The organism is Sinomicrobium halophytocola (assembly GCF_052983395.1).
On the sequence record NZ_JBRKIT010000028.1, the window covers coordinates 82,907 to 104,955 of the forward strand.

Annotated in this window: 22 protein-coding genes; 8 read left to right on the forward strand and 14 right to left on the reverse strand. The window is 43.2% G+C overall.

The genetic code is table 11. From position 1 onward, the window contains the following. Positions 1-41 precede the first annotated feature (41 nt). The 3 genes from kduI to ACVBDY_RS11270 form a co-directional block, all read right to left on the reverse strand. Positions 42-878 (reverse strand): 5-dehydro-4-deoxy-D-glucuronate isomerase, encoded by an 837-nt coding sequence (kduI, locus tag ACVBDY_RS11260; protein ID WP_447175584.1) that lies wholly within the window; start codon positions 876-878, stop codon positions 42-44. 422 nt (positions 879-1,300) lie between these two features. Next, entirely contained in the window at positions 1,301-2,674 is a 1,374-nt protein-coding gene (locus tag ACVBDY_RS11265) for a M20/M25/M40 family metallo-hydrolase (protein WP_447175585.1), read from the reverse strand. A 134-nt stretch (positions 2,675-2,808) separates the two neighbouring features. Continuing rightward, a complete protein-coding gene (locus ACVBDY_RS11270; RefSeq protein ID WP_447175586.1) occupies positions 2,809-3,687 on the reverse strand; it encodes a PPK2 family polyphosphate kinase in 879 nt (292 codons plus the stop codon). A gap of 131 nt (positions 3,688-3,818) precedes the next feature. On the opposite strand from ACVBDY_RS11270, the gene ACVBDY_RS11275 reads away from it, so the two are divergent. The 4 genes from ACVBDY_RS11275 (at position 3,819) to ACVBDY_RS11290 (ending at position 6,526) form a co-directional block, all read left to right on the forward strand. Continuing rightward, complete coding sequence (locus tag ACVBDY_RS11275; RefSeq protein ID WP_447175587.1) at positions 3,819-4,247, forward strand: DoxX family protein; 429 nt, start codon at positions 3,819-3,821, stop codon at positions 4,245-4,247. A 14-nt stretch (positions 4,248-4,261) separates the two neighbouring features. Continuing rightward, the gene (locus ACVBDY_RS11280) at positions 4,262-4,732 is read left to right on the forward strand and encodes a DinB family protein (RefSeq protein ID WP_447175588.1); all 471 of its coding nucleotides are present in this window, start codon (positions 4,262-4,264) and stop codon (positions 4,730-4,732) included. Positions 4,733-4,891: 159 nt separating this feature from the next. After that, on the forward strand, positions 4,892-5,710 hold the full coding sequence (gene map / locus ACVBDY_RS11285; RefSeq protein ID WP_447175589.1) for a type I methionyl aminopeptidase: 819 nt from the start codon (positions 4,892-4,894) through the stop codon (positions 5,708-5,710). Between the two features lie 51 nt (positions 5,711-5,761). Beyond that, entirely contained in the window at positions 5,762-6,526 is a 765-nt protein-coding gene (locus ACVBDY_RS11290; protein ID WP_447175590.1) for a class I SAM-dependent methyltransferase, read from the forward strand. Positions 6,527-6,564: 38 nt separating this feature from the next. Here ACVBDY_RS11290 and ACVBDY_RS11295 read toward each other — a convergent pair whose 3' ends face one another. Next, positions 6,565-7,602, reverse strand: a complete 1,038-nt coding sequence (locus ACVBDY_RS11295; RefSeq protein WP_447175591.1) for an FAD:protein FMN transferase — start codon at positions 7,600-7,602, stop codon at positions 6,565-6,567. Then, complete coding sequence (locus ACVBDY_RS11300) at positions 7,577-7,936, reverse strand: DUF8840 domain-containing protein (RefSeq protein WP_447175592.1); 360 nt, start codon at positions 7,934-7,936, stop codon at positions 7,577-7,579. The genes ACVBDY_RS11295 and ACVBDY_RS11300 overlap by 26 nt, the downstream gene beginning before the upstream one ends. A 135-nt stretch (positions 7,937-8,071) precedes the next feature. Here ACVBDY_RS11300 and ACVBDY_RS11305 point away from each other — a divergent pair, with 135 nt between their 5' ends. Beyond that, entirely contained in the window at positions 8,072-8,629 is a 558-nt protein-coding gene (locus ACVBDY_RS11305) for a YeeE/YedE family protein (RefSeq protein WP_447175593.1), read from the forward strand. 15 nt (positions 8,630-8,644) lie between these two features. Beyond that, positions 8,645-9,058: a DUF6691 family protein gene (locus tag ACVBDY_RS11310; protein ID WP_447175594.1), complete on the forward strand. Its 414-nt coding sequence runs from the start codon at positions 8,645-8,647 to the stop codon at positions 9,056-9,058. An 85-nt stretch (positions 9,059-9,143) separates the two neighbouring features. Here ACVBDY_RS11310 and ACVBDY_RS11315 read toward each other — a convergent pair whose 3' ends face one another. The 7 genes from ACVBDY_RS11315 to ACVBDY_RS11345 all read right to left on the reverse strand — a co-directional run bounded on the left by ACVBDY_RS11315 (position 9,144) and on the right by ACVBDY_RS11345 (position 17,297). After that, positions 9,144-11,180: a dipeptidyl-peptidase 3 family protein gene (locus ACVBDY_RS11315; RefSeq protein ID WP_447175595.1), complete on the reverse strand. Its 2,037-nt coding sequence runs from the start codon at positions 11,178-11,180 to the stop codon at positions 9,144-9,146. A 203-nt stretch (positions 11,181-11,383) separates the two neighbouring features. Continuing rightward, entirely contained in the window at positions 11,384-12,682 is a 1,299-nt protein-coding gene (nqrF, locus tag ACVBDY_RS11320) for an NADH:ubiquinone reductase (Na(+)-transporting) subunit F (protein WP_447175596.1), read from the reverse strand. 19 nt (positions 12,683-12,701) lie between these two features. Next, positions 12,702-13,316: an NADH:ubiquinone reductase (Na(+)-transporting) subunit E gene (nqrE, locus tag ACVBDY_RS11325; RefSeq protein WP_447175597.1), complete on the reverse strand. Its 615-nt coding sequence runs from the start codon at positions 13,314-13,316 to the stop codon at positions 12,702-12,704. A gap of 31 nt (positions 13,317-13,347) precedes the next feature. Further along, positions 13,348-14,061 (reverse strand): NADH:ubiquinone reductase (Na(+)-transporting) subunit D, encoded by a 714-nt coding sequence (locus ACVBDY_RS11330; RefSeq protein ID WP_447175598.1) that lies wholly within the window; start codon positions 14,059-14,061, stop codon positions 13,348-13,350. A gap of 5 nt (positions 14,062-14,066) precedes the next feature. Continuing rightward, complete coding sequence (nqrC, locus tag ACVBDY_RS11335; protein ID WP_447175599.1) at positions 14,067-14,780, reverse strand: NADH:ubiquinone reductase (Na(+)-transporting) subunit C; 714 nt, start codon at positions 14,778-14,780, stop codon at positions 14,067-14,069. A 2-nt stretch (positions 14,781-14,782) separates the two neighbouring features. Further along, positions 14,783-15,946 (reverse strand): NADH:ubiquinone reductase (Na(+)-transporting) subunit B, encoded by a 1,164-nt coding sequence (locus ACVBDY_RS11340; protein ID WP_447175600.1) that lies wholly within the window; start codon positions 15,944-15,946, stop codon positions 14,783-14,785. Positions 15,947-15,956: 10 nt separating this feature from the next. Continuing rightward, complete coding sequence (locus ACVBDY_RS11345) at positions 15,957-17,297, reverse strand: Na(+)-translocating NADH-quinone reductase subunit A (RefSeq protein ID WP_447175601.1); 1,341 nt, start codon at positions 17,295-17,297, stop codon at positions 15,957-15,959. Between the two features lie 331 nt (positions 17,298-17,628). Between ACVBDY_RS11345 and ACVBDY_RS11350 the strand changes: the two genes are divergently transcribed. Further along, positions 17,629-18,900: a type IX secretion system plug protein gene (locus ACVBDY_RS11350; RefSeq protein ID WP_447175602.1), complete on the forward strand. Its 1,272-nt coding sequence runs from the start codon at positions 17,629-17,631 to the stop codon at positions 18,898-18,900. Between the two features lie 149 nt (positions 18,901-19,049). Beyond that, positions 19,050-19,436, forward strand: a complete 387-nt coding sequence (gene apaG, locus ACVBDY_RS11355; RefSeq protein ID WP_123214137.1) for a Co2+/Mg2+ efflux facilitator ApaG/CorD — start codon at positions 19,050-19,052, stop codon at positions 19,434-19,436. Positions 19,437-19,450: 14 nt separating this feature from the next. On the opposite strand, the gene ACVBDY_RS11360 is transcribed toward apaG, so the two are convergent. Both ACVBDY_RS11360 and ACVBDY_RS11365 read right to left on the reverse strand, forming a co-directional pair. After that, the gene (locus ACVBDY_RS11360) at positions 19,451-20,650 is read right to left on the reverse strand and encodes a glycoside hydrolase family 88 protein (RefSeq protein WP_447175603.1); all 1,200 of its coding nucleotides are present in this window, start codon (positions 20,648-20,650) and stop codon (positions 19,451-19,453) included. Between the two features lie 10 nt (positions 20,651-20,660). Beyond that, positions 20,661-22,040 (reverse strand): BNR repeat-containing protein, encoded by a 1,380-nt coding sequence (locus tag ACVBDY_RS11365; protein ID WP_447175604.1) that lies wholly within the window; start codon positions 22,038-22,040, stop codon positions 20,661-20,663. Positions 22,041-22,049: the final 9 nt, after the last annotated feature.

Here is a 22,049-nt window from a genome sequence, read left to right on the forward strand (position 1 = left end):
AGAGATTTCCGGTCGCACGACCTTTTTATTGATTCTTTATTTTATTTCATTGCGTCGGGAGGGCACACATCCATATCTCCGTAGTCAAGATTTTCTCCCGCCATTCCCCAAATAAACGAATAATTGGAAGTCCCGGCCCCGGAGTGGATTGACCATTCGGGCGACAATACCGCCTGGTGGTTATGCATAAATATATGCCTGGTTTCCTGTGGTTGTCCCATAAAATGACATACGGCATGCCCCTCTGCAAGGTCAAAATAGAAATAGGCTTCCATCCTCCTTTCATGGGTATGTACCGGCATGGTATTCCATATATTGCCTTCCACGAGCTCTGTCAATCCCATTTGCAACTGGCAGGTTTCCACTATACTGTTTACGATCAGCTTATTGAGTATCCTTTTGTTTGCCGATTTGTCATCACCGAGAGAAATGACCTCTGCTTCGTCCTTACCTACTTTTTTGGTGGGGAATTTTTTATGCGCCGGGGCCGAGTTTATATAAAAGAACGGCTGCCCTTCACCGGAAGCGGAAAAAATAACTTCTTTACTTTCTTTACCTATGTACAAGGCTTCTTTTTTATCCAGGATGTACTCCACCCCGTCCACAAGTACTTTACCGCTTGCACCTACATTGATCACCCCCATTTCCCTGCGATCGAGGAAGTTTTCGGATTTTAGATAAGGTATAGTCTCCAGAACCAGGTCTTTTTTCACCGGCATGGCACCCCCCACAATATACCTGTCGTACATGGAATACGTAAGTTTTATTTCATCTTCCGCGAAAACAGGATCGATTAGAAATTCATCTCTCAGTTTTTGTGTGTCATACGTTTTTGCGTCCTTCGGACTGGCCGCATATCTGAATTCTGATGTAGTCATTTGTAGAAATGTATTTTTGATTAATGCAATCGATTACACAAATATAAAAGAAAAATTAACTTGTACTTAATAATTTCTGTTTTTTTCAATAATAGAAACATTTTTTTAATAAAAAGCACAAGCTATTATAGCTAATTCACAAAACTATCAAATATTTTCGTCCTGTCCATAACCGTTTTCTAAAAGATTTTGTAAAGTTTGTGAAATGTATTGCGAATACTCTCCCATATCGATAAAAAATACAGTTTTATAAAAAACGGGGACATAAAAACCGGCCGGAAAACCCTCAATTTTAAAAGTTATAGAGATTGCCAGGTGTTCCGGATTTGTCCTTTAGTTTGTCAAGGCCACACCGAGAGGTATACGGGGAGCAATATGCTTTACACAAAAGCTCCCGGGAAACCTCTCGGGACTTTGTCAATCTATTTCAGATATTTATCCATCAGGTAAATCAGCGAAGCCATAGTAGCTGCCCCTAACTGCAATTCGCGTTTGTTTACATGCTCGAAAGTATCGTTGGCTGCATGGTGGTGGTCAAAATACCGTTGTGAATCCGGCATCAATCCGGCCAGAACAATACCGTCTCCTTTCAACGGACCAATATCCGCACCACCGTGTCCCTTTTGAAAAAGATGGATCAGATAGGGTTCGAATAAGGGCTTCCAGCTATTTATAAGTGTATACTGCTGATCATTACAATCCAGGTTGAATCCGCGCGGGGTGAACCCGCCCGCATCGCTTTCAAGAGCAAATACGTGTTTTTCATTTTTCGCTTTGGCCTCTTCGGCATATTTATTTCCTCCCCGAAGTCCGTTTTCTTCATTCATAAACAATACTACACGGAGTGTTCGTTTTGGTTTGTACCCGGTTTCTTTTAAAAGCCGCAGCACTTCCATACTTTGTACGCAGCCAGCGCCATCATCGTGAGCGCCATCACCGAGATCCCAGGAATCCAGGTGCCCGCCTACGACCATTATTTCGTCCGGACGTTCACTTCCTTTTATCTCGCCGATAACGTTATAGGATTTTACATCTTCGTACTGCCGGCAGGTTTGCTTAAGGTAAAAGCGTATATCCGGATTGAGTTTCAGCATACCACTCAGCAACTCGGCTCCGTTCGTACTGATCGCCACTGCGGGGATACGCTGTGATACCGGCGTATCGCCATAACTCATGGCCCCGGCATGCGGATAATCGTCCAGACGAAGGTTCATGGAACGCACTATCACCCCGACCGCACCAAATTTACCGGCTTCCATGGCCCCTGCATAACGCTGGTCCACACATCCGCCATAGGCTTCAAAAGTTTGTATCAGGTTGGCCTGCATGGGCCGGTTGTAAAAGACGATCTTTCCCTCTATCTTTTCTCTTCCCAGTTTTTTAAGATCATCGATTCCCTGTACTTCCACGACTTCCGCTTTAATGCCACTGGCCGAAGTGGCTACGGAACCTCCAAGTGCACATACCGGGACATTCGTAGTTTTTCCGGGCGATGTTTCTATGTAGGCTATTTCGGGAGTTCCCCTCACCCATTTCGGGACCATTACGGGTTGCAGCCATACGCTATCCAGTCCGAGGGAATCCAGTTGTTTTTTGGTATAGTTTACAGCCATTTCAGCATTCAGGGAACCGGAAAGCCTTCCTCCTATCTGGTTGGACAGGTATTCCAGCCAGTCATATCCCTTTGCATTTAATAAGGCGGTATCATATATGGCCTTTATTTGTTTCTCATCGTTGCTTTGTCCGAAAACCAGGACAGATGATATCAAAAAGACTAAAAAAATCAATTTTCTCATACTTGAAACAGGTGGTTTAGGATTAAAATGATGTCCGGAAAAGCAAGTAAGGTGAGAAAATACGGAAACGGTGTCTACCTTTCCTGCCTTTCTACCCCGACGATTCAAAAGTAAGAACTATTGCTCACAATACCCTATTCCTCTTCCAACTGTTTTTTATAATCTTCCAGGTTAGCCCTGGTCTTTTCATCGAGTTCGGGTTCCTGTACTTCTTTGTACTTTTTAAGTTCGTCATACAATATGTCTGCCAGGATAAGTCTGCAGGCATTTTTATCATCTGCAGGAAGCACATACCAGGGAGCATGTGCGGTAGAAGTACGGTTTATGGCTTCTTCATAATATTTCTGGTATTCGTCCCAAAGTTCACGCTCTTCCAGGTCGCCGGGAGAAAACTTCCAGTTCTTATTCTTTTTATTCAACCGGCGCAGCAAACGTTGCCGTTGTTCTTCTTTGGAAATATGAAGAAAAAACTTAAAGATCAAGGTACCGTTCTCTGCTGCGTGCTTTTCAAAATTATTGATCTGATCAAACCTATTGTCCCAGAATTCGGCCCCTATATCGTCCACATTTTCAATACCCGGAATATTTTCATTCAGGATATATTCCGGATGGACTCGTGTGACCAGTACATTTTCGTAATGCGTACGGTTAAACACACTGAATTTTCCCCGCTCCGGCAATGCGAGATAATGCCGCCACAGGTAATCGTGCCGCAATTCCAGCATCGAGGGGGTTTTAAAACTGTATACTACCACACCGCGGGCATTGAGATCTTTAAAAACTTCGCGGATAAGACTGTCTTTCCCCGCAGTATCCATTCCCTGAATACAAATCAGCACCCCGTATTTCCCGTGAGCATACATCCGGTTCTGAAATTTAGCCAGTTTTTTTCGCTCTTTAGATAAGGACTTTTCCAGTTCTTCCTCTGTTGCTTCCAGAGTGTTTAAGGTAGGTATATCTTGTAACCGAATGTTTTTTTCTATCCTGTACTCCGAAGTTTTTATCTTTTCCATATAATACGGTTTATGGTTAAATATAAAAAGAATTTTGTTTAGTACTACGCTCTTCTTTACTTGTATTGCTATTCTTTATTAATTCTTATCTTTATGAAGTATAAACACCCTAACCTCCCCTTTAGATTTCTATGAACCGAAAGAAACGAAGAGATATCGCCCTGCTGGTAATACGTCTGGTTTTTGGTTTCCGGTTGATATACGGTGTTACGGATAACATCGCTTACTGGGACAGAATGCTGGAATTTCGTGATTTTCTCTCCGATAATGGTTTTCCTCTTCCTTTACTATGTGCCATACTTTCCGTCTATGCCCAGTTTTTTGCGGGTATTGGCTGGATCATCGGATACAAGGTAAGGATTTTAAGCTTTTTAATGCTTCTTAACTTCTTCGTTGCTATTGTATGGGTACATTTATGGCACGGAGATCCTTATTTACAAACAGCTCCTGCCATCCACATGCTTGTTGTGGCCTTCCTGATATATTTTGTACATGCCGGAAGGTATTCCGTAGATGCCTACCTGGAAAAAAGGAAGAAAAAACACCGGAGACCTGTCTAAATCCGTTACGGTCCATGAAAAACATCATCGAAACCCAATACGAACTGGTAAAGGAATCCCGGGAGATATTACTTAAATACTGTACCGGTATTTCCAAAAAGGATTTTACGAAAGAGAACAGCTCTTTCGGTAAAGGGAGCATTCGAAACCTGCTGGTACACACAGGCAATACTTATGAATTATGGATAGGAAAACACGCATTGCAAAAAGTGAAGGTGCCCACTCCGTACACTTCGGTAGCTACCGTAGATGAACTTCAGCTTTTTTACAAGGACATCGATATGCTTATGGAAGAGTTTCTTAATCGCCATATCCCGGACTTTAACCGTGATATTTCCATTTGCATAAATGGTAAAACCAGAAGTATTTCGGCCTTGCAACTATTCACCCACGTCATTACTCATGAATTTCATCACAAGGGTCAGGTTCTTTCTTTAAGCCGACACCTCGGATATGTTCCCGTCGATACCGATATTATCCGTTAATGAGATTCAGGCTTTTGGTTATCCCGGGTTACAGGTATGCTCCGAACTTCAAACCCGCAACGGAAACCCTAAACAATCAATATTTCCATATTAATTCCTATTTTTGCGCCACAGTACAGTTTGCTCTTTTTTGCGGACAACCTATAAAACAAGAAGAAAATGATACAGATAAAATCACCGGAACAAATAGAACTGATGCGTGAAAGCGCCCTGATCGTATCCAGGACGCTGGGCATGCTGGCCAGGGAAGTAAAACCCGGTGTTACGACTTTATATCTCGACAAACTGGCGGAAGAATTTATTCGCGATCACGGGGCCGAACCGGGGTTCCTGGGATTGTACGACTTTCCGAATACACTTTGTATGAGCCCAAATGCACAGGTAGTTCACGGTATTCCGAACGACACTCCTATGGAAGAAGGAGGCATTATTTCCATTGACTGCGGTGCGATAAAAAATGGTTTCTACGGAGACCACGCCTATACTTTTGAGGTAGGTGAAGTTAGTGATGACATAAAGAAGTTACTCCGTATCACCAAAGAATCACTATACGAAGGCATCAGACAATTCCATGCCGGTAACAGGGTTGGCGATGTGGGCTTTGCCATACAACAATACTGCGAAAATCATGGTTATGGTGTAGTACGCGAACTGGTAGGCCACGGGCTGGGCTCTAAAATGCACGAAGATCCGGAAATGCCCAATTACGGCAAACGGGGACGGGGAAAGAAATTCATCGAAGGTATGGTAGTCGCCATCGAACCCATGATTAATATGGGAACACAACGCATCAAACAATTGAGGGACGGCTGGACCATCCTCACTGCCGATGGTAAACCCAGTGCGCACTTTGAACACGATGTGGCTATTGTAGACGGTAAACCCGAACTGCTTTCCACATTTGCTTACATTTACGAAGCCCTGGGAATTCAAAGTAACGAAGAAGACGAATTCAGGAAAGAGGCCTTGGTACTGTAATATGTCATTTTCCATGTACTCCACTCCCTCTTTTTCCGAAAGCCCAATGTAATGAAAAGCTTGTTTAAAGCCATATTGCGTTTTATCCCCAGGCCCTGGCTTATACGGGCTAGCTATTGGGTAAGCCCTGTAATGGCTGTTGCTATGCGCGGCAATACCTATACCGATCCTATAGATGGTAAAGGTTATCGATCTTTTCTCCCTTACGGGTATGAAAAACAACGGGAGAACGTCCTGGCTCCCGGTACACTTTCCCTGGAAAGGCACCGGCTCCTGTGGCTTTACCTTAAAAATGAAACGGATTTTTTCACCGCCCCTAAAAAGGTATTGCACTTTGCCCCGGAACAGGCGTTCTACAAACGCTTCCGCAAACAGCAAAACCTCGAATACACCACTACTGACCTGGAGTCCCCCCTGGCTGATATAAAGGCGGATATCTGTAACCTGCCCTTTGAAGATGACAGTTTTGATATGATCTTCTGCAATCATGTCCTGGAACATATTCCGGACGACACCACGGCCATGCACGAACTATATCGTGTCCTGAAACCCGGAGGAATGGGTATTTTCCAGATACCGCAGGATCTTAAGCGCAAAGACACTTTTGAAGATGATTCCATAACCGACCCCAGGGAAAGAGCGGCTATTTTCGGCCAGTACGATCATGTAAGAGTATATGGCAGGGATTATTTTGACAAACTCCGCAGTATAGGTTTTACGGTTGAAGAAGTAGACTATACCGGGAAACTTGCCCCGGAAGCAGTACAACACTATGTTTTAGCTCCTGGAGAAATCATTCCTGTTTGTTTCAAATAGGAAGATCTAGCCTCCCGTATTCTGCCCCCTGAATTCTTTTAATCCGTGATCAGGGATTTAAACCCGTCTGTCATATATCTCTGCATTTCGTTATTTTCATCCAAATACAGGATAAACGCGTGTACATCGGGCTTCTTTTTCAGGAATTCTTTAGCCTTTTCCAATCCCGTTACCATAAAAGTAGTGGCATAAGCATCGGCATCCATACAGTCTTTCGCCAGGATGGTCGTACTAAGCACATTCCCCTTTTTCGTATACCCGCTTATCGGGTCTATCGTATGAACATATTTTTCGCCCGTAATAGAGTCCGTAATGGTTTTTCGGTAATTTCCGGAAGTGGCCATTCCCATATCCCTGAGACGGATCTTGGCTATAAAAGAACGTTCTTCTTCGGCTTGTAGCGGATCGTCTATCCCTACTATCCAGTCACGGTCTTTCAGCGTATTTCTTCCGTGTGCTGCCAATTCTCCTCCAACTTCGGCAATAAAATTGTCTATTCCTCTATCCAGAAAGAAATCGACGATAACGTCTACGGTATAACCTTGTGCTATCGCATTAAAGTCAAAATAAATATCCCGGTTTTTCTTACGGATCATATTTTCGGGGGTAAGTGACACTTTATTAAAACCACTGTATTGCAGTAAGCTGTCTACTTTGGCGCTGTCTAGCGGTATACGGTGATGATCCGGTCCGAATCCCCAGGCCCTTACCAGTTTACCAACAGTAGGATCGAAATTCCCTTCGGATTCTTTCCATATGCGTTGTGAAGTCAGGAATACATTCCTGAAATTCTCATCGACCACTATAGTGCTATCCCCCTCATTGATTTTGGATATATCGGAATCCGGACGGTATGCCGACATAGACATATCTATTGAAAGTAATATGGAATCTATAGCTGGTTTCAGGTCTTCTCCCGCACGATCCGTGATATAGCGAATGGTGTAGGTACTTCCCTGGGCTTCCCCGTGGATAACTACTGTTTCAGTTTTTTTTGCAGGCTGACAGCTTGTAAATCCAGAGCTCAACAATAATACAACTGTTGCTATTCTAAACAATTTCCCGAATACCATCATAGTTTATTACGTAATTACGGTCTTTTACAACCGGTTCTTCATAGTTTTCCGCATTGGCTATGCCCACCCCGGCATAGTATGTCCTTGCCTTGAACTTAAGTGCATGCTCTCGGACAATCTCCATATACACCACATCGATCTCTTTGGGATTTTCAGGATAAAGGACGGCTTTTACTACTACAAAATGTAGTTTCTTGTCCTTCAGACAGACAAACTGGGGATCTTTTTTGAGCTTACTGTTCACTGCAACAAACTCAAAACCCTTCGCTTCCAGGTCTTTCCCGACAACGTTCATAGCGAGGTTATGCAATTCCTGTTCACTAAGAATTTCCATGCGGCAAAGATACTTATTTTAAAGGGATTCCCTGCTCAAAACCAGGGTTTGTTGTCACTCTTCGCTCTTGTGTAACCGCGGTTACAAAGTTCCGGAAAGTTGTGCGTATTTTTGCAGTACAATTATATACGGACTATGGATTTTATATTTAAACCTTTTCCCTGGTACCTCTCAGGGATACTCATAGGAGCGGTAATGCTGCTGCTTATATACATGGGTAAAAATTTTGGCATGTCTTCGAACCTGCGTACCCTCTGTTCCGCTTTAGGCAGTGGTAAATATTCCGGTTTTTTCCGTTTCGACTGGAAAGCCCAGCGCTGGAACCTTGTAGTTGTACTTGGCGCCATGATAGGTGGATTTATTACGGTCCACTTCCTCTCGGACGGCAGTGGCGTAAATCTGAACCCGGAAACAGTTGCACAACTCGCACAGATGAATATCGATGCACCACAAGGCAGGTTGTTGCCTGGTGCCATATTCGGTATGGAGCATGCTTTGACCCCAAAAGGCCTTCTTATATTATTGGGAGGAGGCTTCCTCGTAGGTTTTGGAGCCCGGTATGCGGGGGGATGTACATCCGGGCATGCCATAAGTGGTATAAGCAACCTGCAATTACCCTCGGTGATAGCCGTTATCGGCTTTTTCCTGGGTGGGTTGCTAATGTCTCATTTTATACTTCCGTTAATCTTTTAATACAGAAAAAACTTTATGAAATATATCAAATTTCTGCTCATAGGTATCTTTTTCGGTATTGTTCTTACTAAATCCGAAGCTGTTTCGTGGTACAGGATATATGAAATGTTCCACTTTCAGTCCTTTCATATGTACGGCATTATTATGGTAGCCATTGGTACCGGGGTTATAGGCATTCAAATTTACAAACGGAGAAAAATAAAAAACACGGATCGAGAGGTCATTCAAATCCCGGATAAAGAGAAAGGATTTACGCGCTACCTTGCCGGAGGCATTCTCTTCGGGCTGGGATGGGCGCTGGCGGGGGCATGTCCCGGACCTATGTACATTCTCTTCGGAGCGGGTTTCTGGAGTATGGGGATTGTTATCCTGGGTGCCCTGGCCGGAACTTTTGTCTACGGACTGCTCAAAGATAAATTACCACACTAAATAGCAAGCAAACACCATAAAAAAAGCCTTCCGAACGAATCCGGAAGGCTTTTCTGCTGATAAGTCTCTTACTTCAAGACACTGTTTAATTTTTAAGTGGTAAAAATCCGTAGTTTTCGGAATAATTCAGCATTTGTTCTTCAAAGCTTTGGGGTTGTGTTACTTTAATTGCGGTAATTTCCCCGGCATCATTGGTTTCCGGCACCAGTACCGGATTCACAAAACCACTGTGAGGAGCGGATTTAAATGCTTTGTTCCTATCCAGAACCTCTTTGTGCACTGCCTGGTCCACTTTTACACCATAACCTTCCACAAGCACTTTTGCGGCTTCGTAATCGCCTTCGGATTTAATACGCTGGGTTTCTCGTAACAATTCCCCGAACAATTCTCTTAATTTATCGTAATCTTTAATATTGTAATAAGTCTTACCATCCCTGTTTATCTTTTTGATAACATTATCTTTCTGACCTTTTTCGTAGACCCAGGCAGAGACCCATTGACGGTTTCGCATATGTGCTTCCTCCACATCTTTGCCGGGTTCCAGACGAACAAGCTGTGTGAGCAAACCATTTCGTATATACCCGTCATATTCAGCCATCCCTACTTTGCGATAATCATCAGCCAGGCCAAGTTCCTGTATTTTAGGGTCCATAATATAGTATAACCCTACCAGGTCCGCCCTTCCTTCTTCCAGGGTTGAAGCATAGTTTTTCAGGGTTTCCTTGGTTTCTCCCACACCCGGATTTAGTTTCCCTGAAGCATGTCCTATAACTTCGTGAAGGGCGGTATGTAACTTCCCTCCCAATTCTCCGTATTTTTTAGCGAGTTCCAGTTCTTCCTTGTCGTTGACAAATTCTTTTAAGCGATCACCGCTTCCGGCATTCCCGTAAGCTTCTATGATATTTCCCAAAGAAACGGATTTGGAACCGTGTGCTGCACGTATCCAGTTGGCATTAGGAAGATTCACCCCAATAGGTGTACTCGGTGATGCATCTCCTGCCTCACCTGCCACGACAACCGTTTTGTACGACACTCCTACCACATTTGCTTTTTTGTGTTCCGGCATCAGCGGGGAGTTGTCTTCAAACCATTGTGCGTTATGCGCAAGAACTTCCATTTTCTTGGACATTTCAAAATCCTTGATCTGTATGATAGACTCGTAAGATCCTCGATATCCTTTAGGGTCGTTATATACTTCTATAAAACTATTGATATAATCTATATTACCTTCCGTTGCTTCGGTCCAGGCCACATTATAGTCATCCCAGGTCAGAAGATCACCTGTCTTGTAATATTCAATAAGCAGTCCCAGGGCTTCTCCCTGCTTTTCATTCTCCGCTACTTCTTTCGCTTTTTCGAGCCAATAAATAATCTTATCTATCGCTTCCCCATACATTCCCCCGCTTTTCCAGACCTTTTCTACCAGTTTGCCGTTTTCCTTAACCAGTTTGGAATTCAAGCCGAAAGAAAGTGGTTTTGCAGGATCAGGAGATTTCATTTTCGAATAAAAAGCATCAACTTCATCCGCACTGATCCCTTCTCCATAGAAATTTATTGCTGACCCTTTTATCAGGCCTTTGGAAGTATCCAGGTTTACCTTTTTCGTATCGACATCATTAAAGAGTATATCCACAACAGCGCCGTCAAGTTCTGTCCCTGTTTCCTTCAAAAGAGCATCCAGGTATTCTTTACTAAAACCGGGTTTTATTTTGTCGTTGGAATAATGATGATGAATACCATTGGAAAACCATATACGTTTCAGATATACTTCAAATGCTTTCCAGTCTTTTGAAGTCTTATCTCCCTCATAGATTTGATAAATATGTTCCAGGGCTTTTCGTATGGTAAGATTGTGTTTGTAATTCTGATCCCACATAATATCCCTTCCGGAAAGGCCGGCCTGGGTGAGATAATAAACCAGTTTCTGTTCTTTAAGACTCAGGTTATCCCAACCCGGTATCTCGTAACGAAGAACACGAAGGTCGGCAAATTGATCTACAACATAATCAAAATTCTTTTCCGATACTTCTGTTTTTTTCTCCTGTTTCCCTTTTTTTTCATCGCCACAGGAAAATAACAATCCGCAGGCTAATGAAAAGCTAAGTAATATTTTTGCATTCATATTTTCAATGATTTTTAAATAGAACGCCACAAAAATAACGATTATATAACCATAACCGGTTTAAATGTTATTTTTTTGAATTTTGAGAATTGTGTGTTGAACAAAAATTCCAGAAACCGGTAGACGTGTAGGGTATTCATACAAATCAAAAAAACCGATGCAGTAATTACATCGGTTTCTTTATAATCGTTCTTCTGATGAGTTTATCCTCCGAAGTCGTCAAATCTTACATTCTCCGGCGGCACACCAAAGTCATCACACATTTTCTCAACCGCTTTGTTCATCAACGGAGGTCCGCAGAAATAGAACTCTATATCTTCCGGGGTCTCATGATGGTTCAGGTATTGATCTATCACTGCCTGGTGTACGAATCCGAGGAATCCGTCTCCTTCGGCATCATCTACGTTTTTCTTTTCTTTCCAGTTATCTTCCGGAAGTGGTTCTGATAATACTATATAGAACTTAAAGTTAGGGAATTCGTCCTGCAGTTCTTTGAAGTGATCCAGGTAGAACAACTCTCTCTTAGAACGTCCTCCATACCAGTAACTCACTTTTCTACCGGTCCTCAGGGTTTTGAACAGGTGGTACAGGTGCGAACGCATAGGCGCCATACCTGCCCCTCCGCCTACGTATAGCATTTCCGCTTCCGAAGGATTGATAAAGAACTCTCCGTAAGGTCCGGAAATAATTACTTTATCTCCCGGCTTTCTGGAGAAAATATAAGAGGAGGCTATACCGGGATTCACATCCATCCAATTGTTCTTAGCCCGATCCCACGGCGGAGTAGCCACCCGAACATTAAGCATGATCTCTCTTCCTTCGGCGGGGTAAGAAGCCATGGAATAAGCACGTTCCACAGTTTCATCGTTCTTCATTGTTAATGGCCACAGGTTAAATTTATCCCACTCCATTTTGAACTTTTCAGGTTCTCCAGGGTGTTCCTTAGGGTGCGCAGTAATATCGATACTTTTAAACTCTACAACACATTTGGGAATTTCGATCTGGATATAACCTCCGGGTTGATAGTCCATATCCTCGGGAATCTCAACAACGAACTCCTTAATAAAAGAAGCTACGTTATAGTTTCTGACCACAACAGCTTCCCACTTTTTAATTCCGAATACTTCCTCCGGAACTTCTATGGTCATATCCTGCTTTACTTTTACCTGACAACCTAAACGCCAGCCTTCAGCTATCTCCTTTCTGGTAAAGTGTGGTTCTTCAGTAGGAAGTATATTTCCTCCTCCTTCCAGCACCCGGCACTTACATTGAATACAGGTACCACCGCCGCCACAGGCAGATGGCAGGAATATTTTATTGTTTCCCAAGGTAGACAAAAGCGTACCTCCTGAAGAAACCTCAACATCTTTTTCGCCATTGATATGCAGGGATACCGGTCCTGACGGCACTAATTTGGCTTTAGCTCCCAAAAGGATAATAACCAATACCAGGATCAATAACACACATGCTACAATACTCACTAAGATTACTGAATAATCCATATCTTAAATATAAAACAATTTATAATGAAATTCCCATAAAACTCATAAAGCCTATCGCCATCAACCCGGTAATAATAAAGGTTATTCCTAATCCTTGCAAAGGTTTGGGAACATTTGAATAGGTGATTTTTTCACGGATAGCAGCAATAGCCAATATGGCAAGGAACCAACCTATACCGGAACCTACTCCGTATATAGCAGACTCTCCCACACCTCCGAAGTCTTTTTGCTGCATAAACAATGACCCTCCGAGGATCGCACAGTTTACCGCAATAAGAGGAAGGAATATACCAAGTGCTCCGTAAAGCGCTGGAGCGAATTTTTCCACGACCATCTCCACAAGCTGTACCATAGAAGCAATCACCGCAATAAACATTATATAACTAAGAAAGCTCAAGTCCACATTCGCATAACTCTCGCCCATCCAGGATAAAGCTCCGGGTTTCAAGAGATAATTATCCAGTAAATAGTTAATAGGAACCGTAATTGCCAATACAAAAATAACGGCAGCTCCGAGACCTACGGCTGTTTTTACGGTTTTGGATACCGCAAGATAAGAACACATGCCCAGGAAGTAGGCAAAAATCATGTTCTCTATGAAGATACTCTTTACAAAAAGATTTACGTAATCCATGTTTCTGATTTTTACAAGGGTGTTGTTGTCCCTATTCTTTTTCTATTAATTTTCTGTTCCTGGAGCGTTGCATCCAAATAAAGATACCAACGGTTATCAAAGCCATAGGCGGGAACAGCATAAACCCGTTATTTTCATATCCGAGAGCATACAATCCTGTTGATTCTGCCATAGTAACCCCTTTATGACCTAATACCTCCATACCGAATAATTTACCGGAACCAAGCAATTCCCTGAAGAAAGCCACTACGATAAGGATAAAACCATAACCGGCGGCGTTACCTATTGCATCAAGGAAAGACTTCCACGGACCGTTACCCAGGGCAAAAGCCTCCAAACGCCCCATAAGGATACAATTGGTAATAATCAAACCGACGAATACAGATAACTGTTTACTTACATCATAGGCAAAAGCTTTCAGTACCTGGTCTACCAGAATTACCAGGGAAGCAACAATAACAAGTTGCACAATAATACGGATACGGCTGGGAATCATGTTACGGATCAAAGATACAACAACATTACTACAGGCCAGTACCGCCAATACCGCAAGACTCATTACCACTGCGGGCTTCAACTGAACGGTGATCGCGAGTGCGGAACATATACCCAACACCTGTACGGTAATCGGGTTGTTATCGTTTAACGGATCGGATACCAGTTGTCTGTTCTTCTTAGAAAAAAGCGGTTCTTTTTCTTCGGAAACAAACAGAACTATGGGTGATTTTTTTTCTTTTTTACTCATGGCAATTAATTTAGTGCTAATTGAGTTTTTTGTTTCTTAAAGTAAGGCAGGTAGTGTGACAAACGTTCTTTTATCATTGCTGTTACTCCATTTCCGGTAATTGTTGCTCCGGAAATAGCGTCCACATCATTATCTCCTTTGGCACCGCTGCTTTTTGAAACACGCACGCCAACAAGCTCGTCGCTTTCGTCAAATATCTTTTTACCTTCGAACTGTGCCTGGAACCACGGTTGGGTAATTTCCGCTCCCAGACCGGGGGTTTCACCGGCATGGTCAAAAGTAACACCTATTATGGTATTCAAATCATCTTTCAGGGAAACATAGCCCCATATAGCGTTCCAAAGCCCCGCTCCCCTCAAAGGTACTATATAATATTTTTCTCCTTCCACATCCGCTATGTAAATAGGAAAATGCTGTTTGTCAACCGGAAGTTTCAACTCTCTGTTCAGGTCTATATTAAAAGCATCAGAACTCTCATCTACGGAACCATCAGATACCAAAGACAATTCTTCCTTAATATAATCTTTATATTTTCCTTCAGCAGCTTCCCTTTCCACATCTACTCCTATGGATTTCAGGATATTCTGCATTTTTTCTTTCCTTACATTCTCGTCCTGCTTCGGTTTGAGGGAAGTTGCCGCGAAAGCAAGCAGAAATGCGACAATTACCACCATCCCTATAGCAAAGATAAATGTATATATATTACTCTCTCGGTTCATCACTAAGCAGTTTTAAGTTGTTTAGAGGCGGCCAATCTCTTCTTTCTTCTTTTTATGTTAGCTTCCACAACATAATGATCGATGGTCGGCGCAAAAACATTCATCAATAGTATACCAAGCATTACGCCTTCCGGATATGCAGGGTTGAACACCCGGATCATAATACAGAAGAGCCCTACAAGTATACCATATATCCATTTCCCTGTGGTCGTTTGTGCCGCAGAAACGGGATCCGTTGCCATAAACACCACACCGAAAGCAAAACCACCCACTATCAGGTGTTGATACCAAGGGAAATTCATTAATGCATTGGCTCCCCAAAGATTAAACAACAGCCCCATAATGGTTCCTCCTATAACGGCGCCGAGCATGATCCTCCAGCTTCCTACCCCGGTGAAAATGAGCAATGCTGCTCCTATCAGGATAAAAAGTGTGGATGTTTCCCCGATTGACCCGGGAATAGCTCCGCTAAACATATCAAACATGCTGAAATGCACATCGTGACCGGCAGCAAGGCTTCCCAGGATAGTTTCTCCTGAAATCGCGTCTACGTTGGTAGCCTCCGAAACCCATACTTTATTTCCGGACATGAACGTGGGGTAAGCAAAAAAAGCAAAAGCTCTGGCAACCAAAGCAGGGTTCAGAATATTCATACCCGTGCCGCCAAAGGCTTCTTTTCCGATCAATACTGCAAATGCAACAGAAAGACCTACCATCCATAAAGGAATGTCCACAGGCATTATCATGGGAACCAGCAGTCCTGTTACCAGGAAACCTTCGTTCACCTCATGTCCCCTGTATATGGCAAAAACAAATTCTATTGCCAGACCTACTCCATAAGATACTACAATTATAGGAAGTACTTTCCACAGACCGTGTGTAAATGCGTCCATAAAAGCCACATCGCCATCGTTCAACTGATACAGGTATTGATATCCTGTATTGTAAATACCGTAAATCAGGGCCGGTAAAAGCGCAATTACCACGGTAATCATGGTACGCTTCAGGTCTACCGCATCGCGGATATGTGCTCCTTTTTTAGTGGTATGGTTGGGCACGTAAAGGAACGTATCCAACGCATTGATCGCGGGTGCGAACTTCTCCCATTTCTCCCCTCTTCCGAAGGGCTTCTTCAGTTGATCTATTTTATTTCTTAAAAACTTCATAGCTTATATATTAGCCAACTTCTTTAATCATTAAATCCAGTCCCTGCCTGATGATGTCCTGCGCTTCGATCTTGGAAGTACAGGTATAATCTACCAGTGCAAAGTCTTCGGGGGCTACTTCGTAAATCCCCAGGTTTTCCATTTTTTCGATGTTGTTTACCATACAAGCTTTTAGCAATTGCATGGGATAAACATCCATCGGCATTACCTTTTCCATTTCTCCGGTAACTACCAACGCCCTCTCCTCACCGTTCAGGTTGGTATTTACCTTATATTTCTTCTTTGGGAATAACCATGAAAAAGAAGTATGATGCATACTCGGTATGTTATTGTCTTTGAAAGGCAACCATCCTAACATCCTGTAGTCATTTCCTTCCGGGATTACGGTTAGTGTATTGGGATAAAACCCGATGAAGCCTTCTCCGGAGATTTTGTCCCCGGTAAGTACATCGCCACTGATTATCCTTACATCGGCAGAATCGTCATTTACAAGAGCCTTAACAGAAGATCCTATTTTCACCCTGTAATACTGAGGCTTTTCTACTTCTGAACCTGCAACAGCAACCATACGGGTAGCGTCAAACTTACCGGTACGGAACAATTTACCTATGATCGCCACATCTTCGGGATTGATCACCCATACCCGCTCTCCTGCATTCAAAGGATCAATATGGTGTATCTGCACCCCCACATTCCCTACCGGGTGCGGACCGGAAACCCGGTGAATCTCCACTCCTTTCACATTACCAAAAAAAGAAGAGCCTTTACCTACTGACAAGTGGGTCTTCCCTGCCGTCAATTTGGTCACAGCATTGATCCCTACCTGAAAATCTTCTTCCCTGCCCTGAAGTACAAACTCCATATCAGCCGCCAGCGGAGCGCTTGCATAGGCCGAAATAAAGATAGCTTTCGGAGTATCGTTCGGATTAGCAATTATATCATAGGGACGTTGCCGGATAAAAGGCCAGCATCCGCTTTCCAGTAAAAACGCCTTTATCTCTTCCCCGGAAAGCTGTTCCGGATTCTTAACTCCGAAATCATTATATACATCCTGGCTGTCGGCTTCAATCACCACTTCGAGTATCCTGCGCTTAGCACCTCTTCGGATTTCCGTGAGTATACCACTGACGGGAGCTACGAATTTTATTTTTTCGTTGTACTTGGAATAGAAGATAACATCACCTGCTTTTACTTTTTCTCCCTCTTTCACAACCATTTTAGGAGTAGTGTTGTGAAAATCCGTGGGCTTTAGTGCGAAGGTTTTAACTCTCGGGGCCTCTGAAACTACTTTTTCCGCCTCCCCTTTCAAATTGATGTTTAAACCTTTTCTGATACGAATGTCATTGGACATGTTACAATTGGATTGTTTTGAAAAATAGGTTATTCAAAAATTCATGCAAATTTATAAATTTATAGAGTATTTATTATCTAAGGCAAAGCACAGTTTTTGTTATTTATATTCATTCTAAACAAATACTTCCCTTTTGATTATAAACCCCAAAACAATGCCGTCAGAAAAGACCGAAGTATCTTGACCGAAGTCGTGTTATAAAAAAGCTGTCCACTACAAACCACATATAGTCCATAGCATCACAATTCCCGGATATTCTTCCCGACAAACAAGAAAAGTACAGCAACCGGCATACGCATCTTCCATCTCATTTTTTGTGTATCTTTACCGCATGATGCACAGAAAAAAGTATTTCCTCCTGCCCCTGGCAATCATGTCTTTAACCCTATCCGGTCTCTTTGCTCAGGCAGAACACGAGGTAGAACCGCCGGAATATATTAAGTCCATCGTTTTCAAAAGTGACGGGAATAATAGCAACGATCAGTTTCCTGTAATAATGTCAGGAGAAGCTTTCACTCTGTCTTTTGATGACCTGCGGGCAAGAGAATCAGATTATTATTATCGTATCGTGCACTGTAATGCCGACTGGACTCCTTCGGATCTGCTCAAATCGCAATTCCTGGATGGTGTGGACAACCAAAGGATACAGGACTACAGAAATTCGGTGACCACATTGCAGCCTTACTCGCACTACGACCTCACATTACCCAATTCCCGAACACGACTAAAACTCTCAGGCAATTATATCCTTAAGATATACGACAATAACGACAAACTGATGTTTTCAAGGCGTTTTGTTATTTACAAAGACATAGTTTCGGTAGGCGTGGTGCTGAAAAGAGCCCGGGAAATGGCTGTAATTGCCGAAAAACAAGTTGTACAGCTTACCATAAACACCAATGGTCAGACCCTGGTCAACCCGCAACAGGAAGTAAAGGTGGTTATACTACAAAATCACAACTGGAATACGGCGATCACCGGGATCAAGCCTCAGTTCTACTCCGGTAACCAGTTAATTTACAAATACGACAAAGAGACTTCGTTTGACGGTGGTAATGAATACCTGTATTTCGACAACAAGGAAATACGAGCTTCTTCCAATACGATCTCAGGTATTGAACTACGCGATATATACAATACCTATCTGTTCACCAATACGATAGAGACGGATAAGCCTTATACCTATTACCCGGACATCAACGGTGATTTTGAGATACGAACACTGGATGGAAATGATAGTGACAATGACACGGAAGCGGACTATGCCGACGTCCACTTCAGTTTGAAATACGCCCAGGAAATGGGACTCAATGAAGTTTACGTATACGGAAAATTCAACAACTATCGGCTTACCGGGCAAAACAGAATGACCCTGGACGAAAGCGGTGAAAGACTACAGGTTAAAATTCGTCTTAAACAAGGGTTTTACAACTACAAGTTCGTCATGGCCGGGCCGGACGGGATAGATTACACCACCATAAACGGTAATCATTTTGAAACGGAGAACAATTATCTCGTACTGGTATATTACCGCAATTTCGGCGATATGTACGACAGTCTTATAGGTATCGGAAGCGGCACCTCGGTAAACATCTCCAACTAAATGGTCTGTCTTAACGGGATGCCGGATGAAAATTTTATTCGCAAATTGAATCAGATAAAACTAAAATTTGTATTTTTGTTTGGAGGGATACCATATTCGCACCTGTAAACAACCCGGCATTGTGGTTATACTACTTTAAGCTTTTTTATATGATCACACAAATAACCAAAGGCATAAAAATCTCGGTAATCACCAGTTTTGAAGGTACTTTCTTCAAGAACTACAGGATGCATTTTGCTTTCGGTTACAAGATCACCATAGAGAATCAGAGTAAGGATTCGGTACAGCTCACTTCAAGACACTGGCAGATCTACGATTCACTAAACCACCCCGAATTTGTGGATGGTGAGGGAGTGATAGGTAAAAAACCTGTGTTAAAACCGGGAGAATCCCACTCATACAGTTCCGGGTGCCTGCTGACATCCCCTATCGGGGCGATGCGGGGGCATTATAATATGGTGAATTTTACCTCCACCCGGAAGTTCCGGGTATATATTCCCACATTTAAACTTTGCGCCCCCTTTGCACTCAACTAAATAAGGGTTTTCTTTTAGTCTGCCCCCCTTTTATCCTCCTCGTTCTTGTATCGGAGCAATGCTTCTACAAAATAATAATCTCCATAAGTAAGCGGTACGTCTACTTCAGATTTTTGAGGCATATGCCCTACTCCGTGTTTTAACAGGAATCCCCCGTTAGACCCTTCGGAAGCTACGTAATTTTCCGTAGCCAGGGTATGAAGTATTTTTTGAGCATTTGCCGCGTATTTTTCAGCTTTATCTTTTTCTACATAGTCCTTGAGTTCCAATAAGGCGGACGCTGTAACAGCACCTGCCGAGGAATCCCTCAAAGCATCCGGGATATCAGGCGCATCGAAATCCCAGTAAGGAACTTTGTCTTCGGGCAGATGGGGATGGTTAAGCATGAACTCGGCGATCTTTACCGCCTGGTCAAGATATTTATGCTTACCTGTTGCCCGGTACATTACCGTATATCCGTAAAGTCCCCATGCCTGCCCCCTCGCCCACGCAGATGTATCGGAGAAGCCCTGGGCGGTTTTCTTTTCTTTGACCTTTCCGGTATTCACATCATAATTAAGTACGTGATAAGAACTGTTGTCTTTACGGAAATGGTTTTTCATGGTAGTGTCCGCATGCCTTACCGCTATGTCGTAATAGGTTGAATCCCCGCTGTGTTCCGTCGCCCAGAAAAGGAGTTCCAGGTTCATCATATTATCTATAATAACCAGGAAGTCATCGTTACGCGAATCCCAGGAACGTATGCACCCAACGGTTTCGTCGAACCTGGAGGCAAGCGATTTGGCGCTGTTCATCAATATTTCTTCATAGGCCGGTGAAGGCGTCATGCTCTCCGCATTACCAAAACTGCAGAACATCATAAAACCGAGATCGTGTGTTCCTGTATTAAACTGCTCTTTGGCGAGTACCTCCATAATACGATCCGCTTCTTTTTTCAGAGAATCATCTCCCGTATTTTTATATAAATACAAAAGGACACCGGGATAAAAACCACTGCACCACCATCCGGAATCACTGGTCTCCAGTTTATCTGTTTCCTCAAAATAAGTTTTCGGGAATTTATCATCGGGCAACAATGTCATCATATGCTTATACTGAACAACTGCTCTTTTCAATACCCGGTCTGCTGTCAGATACAGATTATCACTATTTTCCTGCCCGAATACCGGGATAGCCAGCAGTATTACAAACATTAAAAGAATTATTTTTTTCATGTCTTTATGTTTATTGTTTTATAAGGGTCTTTTTATCTGTTAAGTCCATATATTTCTCTAACGGCACTTCCAGTACCCGTACGGGAGTTCCCGGTCTTTCCGTGAGCCCTTCCCCGTCCGCCTGCTCCACTTCCTGTACAAAAAGGTGTAATTGTTTCCCGGTTTTCCATAATTCCGTATCATAGGAAGGTTCCCACTGCCCGACGGACGACGAAGTAAGGTCGTATACCTGCCATTCGTTACCATCATTAACACTTGTACTTGCCAGGGATATTTTGTTTTCTCTTTCTTCGTCCCGGAAAAGCATATGAAGTAATACCTTTCCGCCTTCTTCAGTAACCAGTAATTGAGGACGGGACAAAGGTATTCTCTTGGTTCCGCCACCACCCAGTTCAAAAGGTGTCTGCCGAAATCCGGTGATACGCCTTTTCCAGTTTTCACGTTCTTTATATACTACCTGGTATTGCGGTATTCCGTCCTGCTTCCAGTAGGTTGCTATGTAAGGGACACCACGGTCATCGGCTGCCATGGATGTCTGGTTGATAAGACCACTCCCTTCAGGGATTTTCCAGGCATATTCTGCTGTTGATTTCGTAATGGGTAATTCATATTTTTCGCCAGTAGATTTTTCCCAGCTTGCGCCACCGTCACGGGACCTGGCATAGCATAAATCGTGATTGGATGCTACATCCCAGGTCTCCCTCCATACCCAGGAAAGATGTATGATCCCCTGACTATCCACATAGGCCTGCCAGTAAGCACTTCGCTGACCTTCTCCGTCTATGAGATTACGGTGCAGAAGCCTCCATTCCTTCCGGGAAACATCATAAGTATTCACTACCATATTACCCCTGCCAGATCCGCCGGACCTGTAAAAAAACAGCAGGTTACCCCCGGGCAATGCATAAAACTCCGGATATGTCACCTTATCTTCTTCAATACCGGTCATACCAAGTTCTTCTCCCAGTTCCAGGCTAAAAGGCTCCCTGCCCCGCGCATATCGTAACGGGGTATTGTGATGGTCCCATGCCACATGCAGATATCCTTCCCCGTCGATTGCTATACTTATGGAATTATGGGCATCGGCTACATTACCTTTATACGATGTTTTCCGTACCGCCCAGATCGTATCTTCGAGGTGTCGCGTTCCAAGGACCAGAAAACCATCTTTATCATAATAAGCCGTAAACTGCTTTCCTTTGTAATTTACCAGAGAGTTTTTCCGGAATATTACCGCATTCACCGAATTATTAGCCCACCCCTGCCCTACAACGGTCTCCTGTACATTCTGGGCAATGGTTACCGAAAGAAAAAAGAGGGTACAGATTGTACCGATCATTTTTTTTCTATGGAGGCGCTTCTCCCTGTAATAGTTAAAAACTATCATCATTTTTCTTTT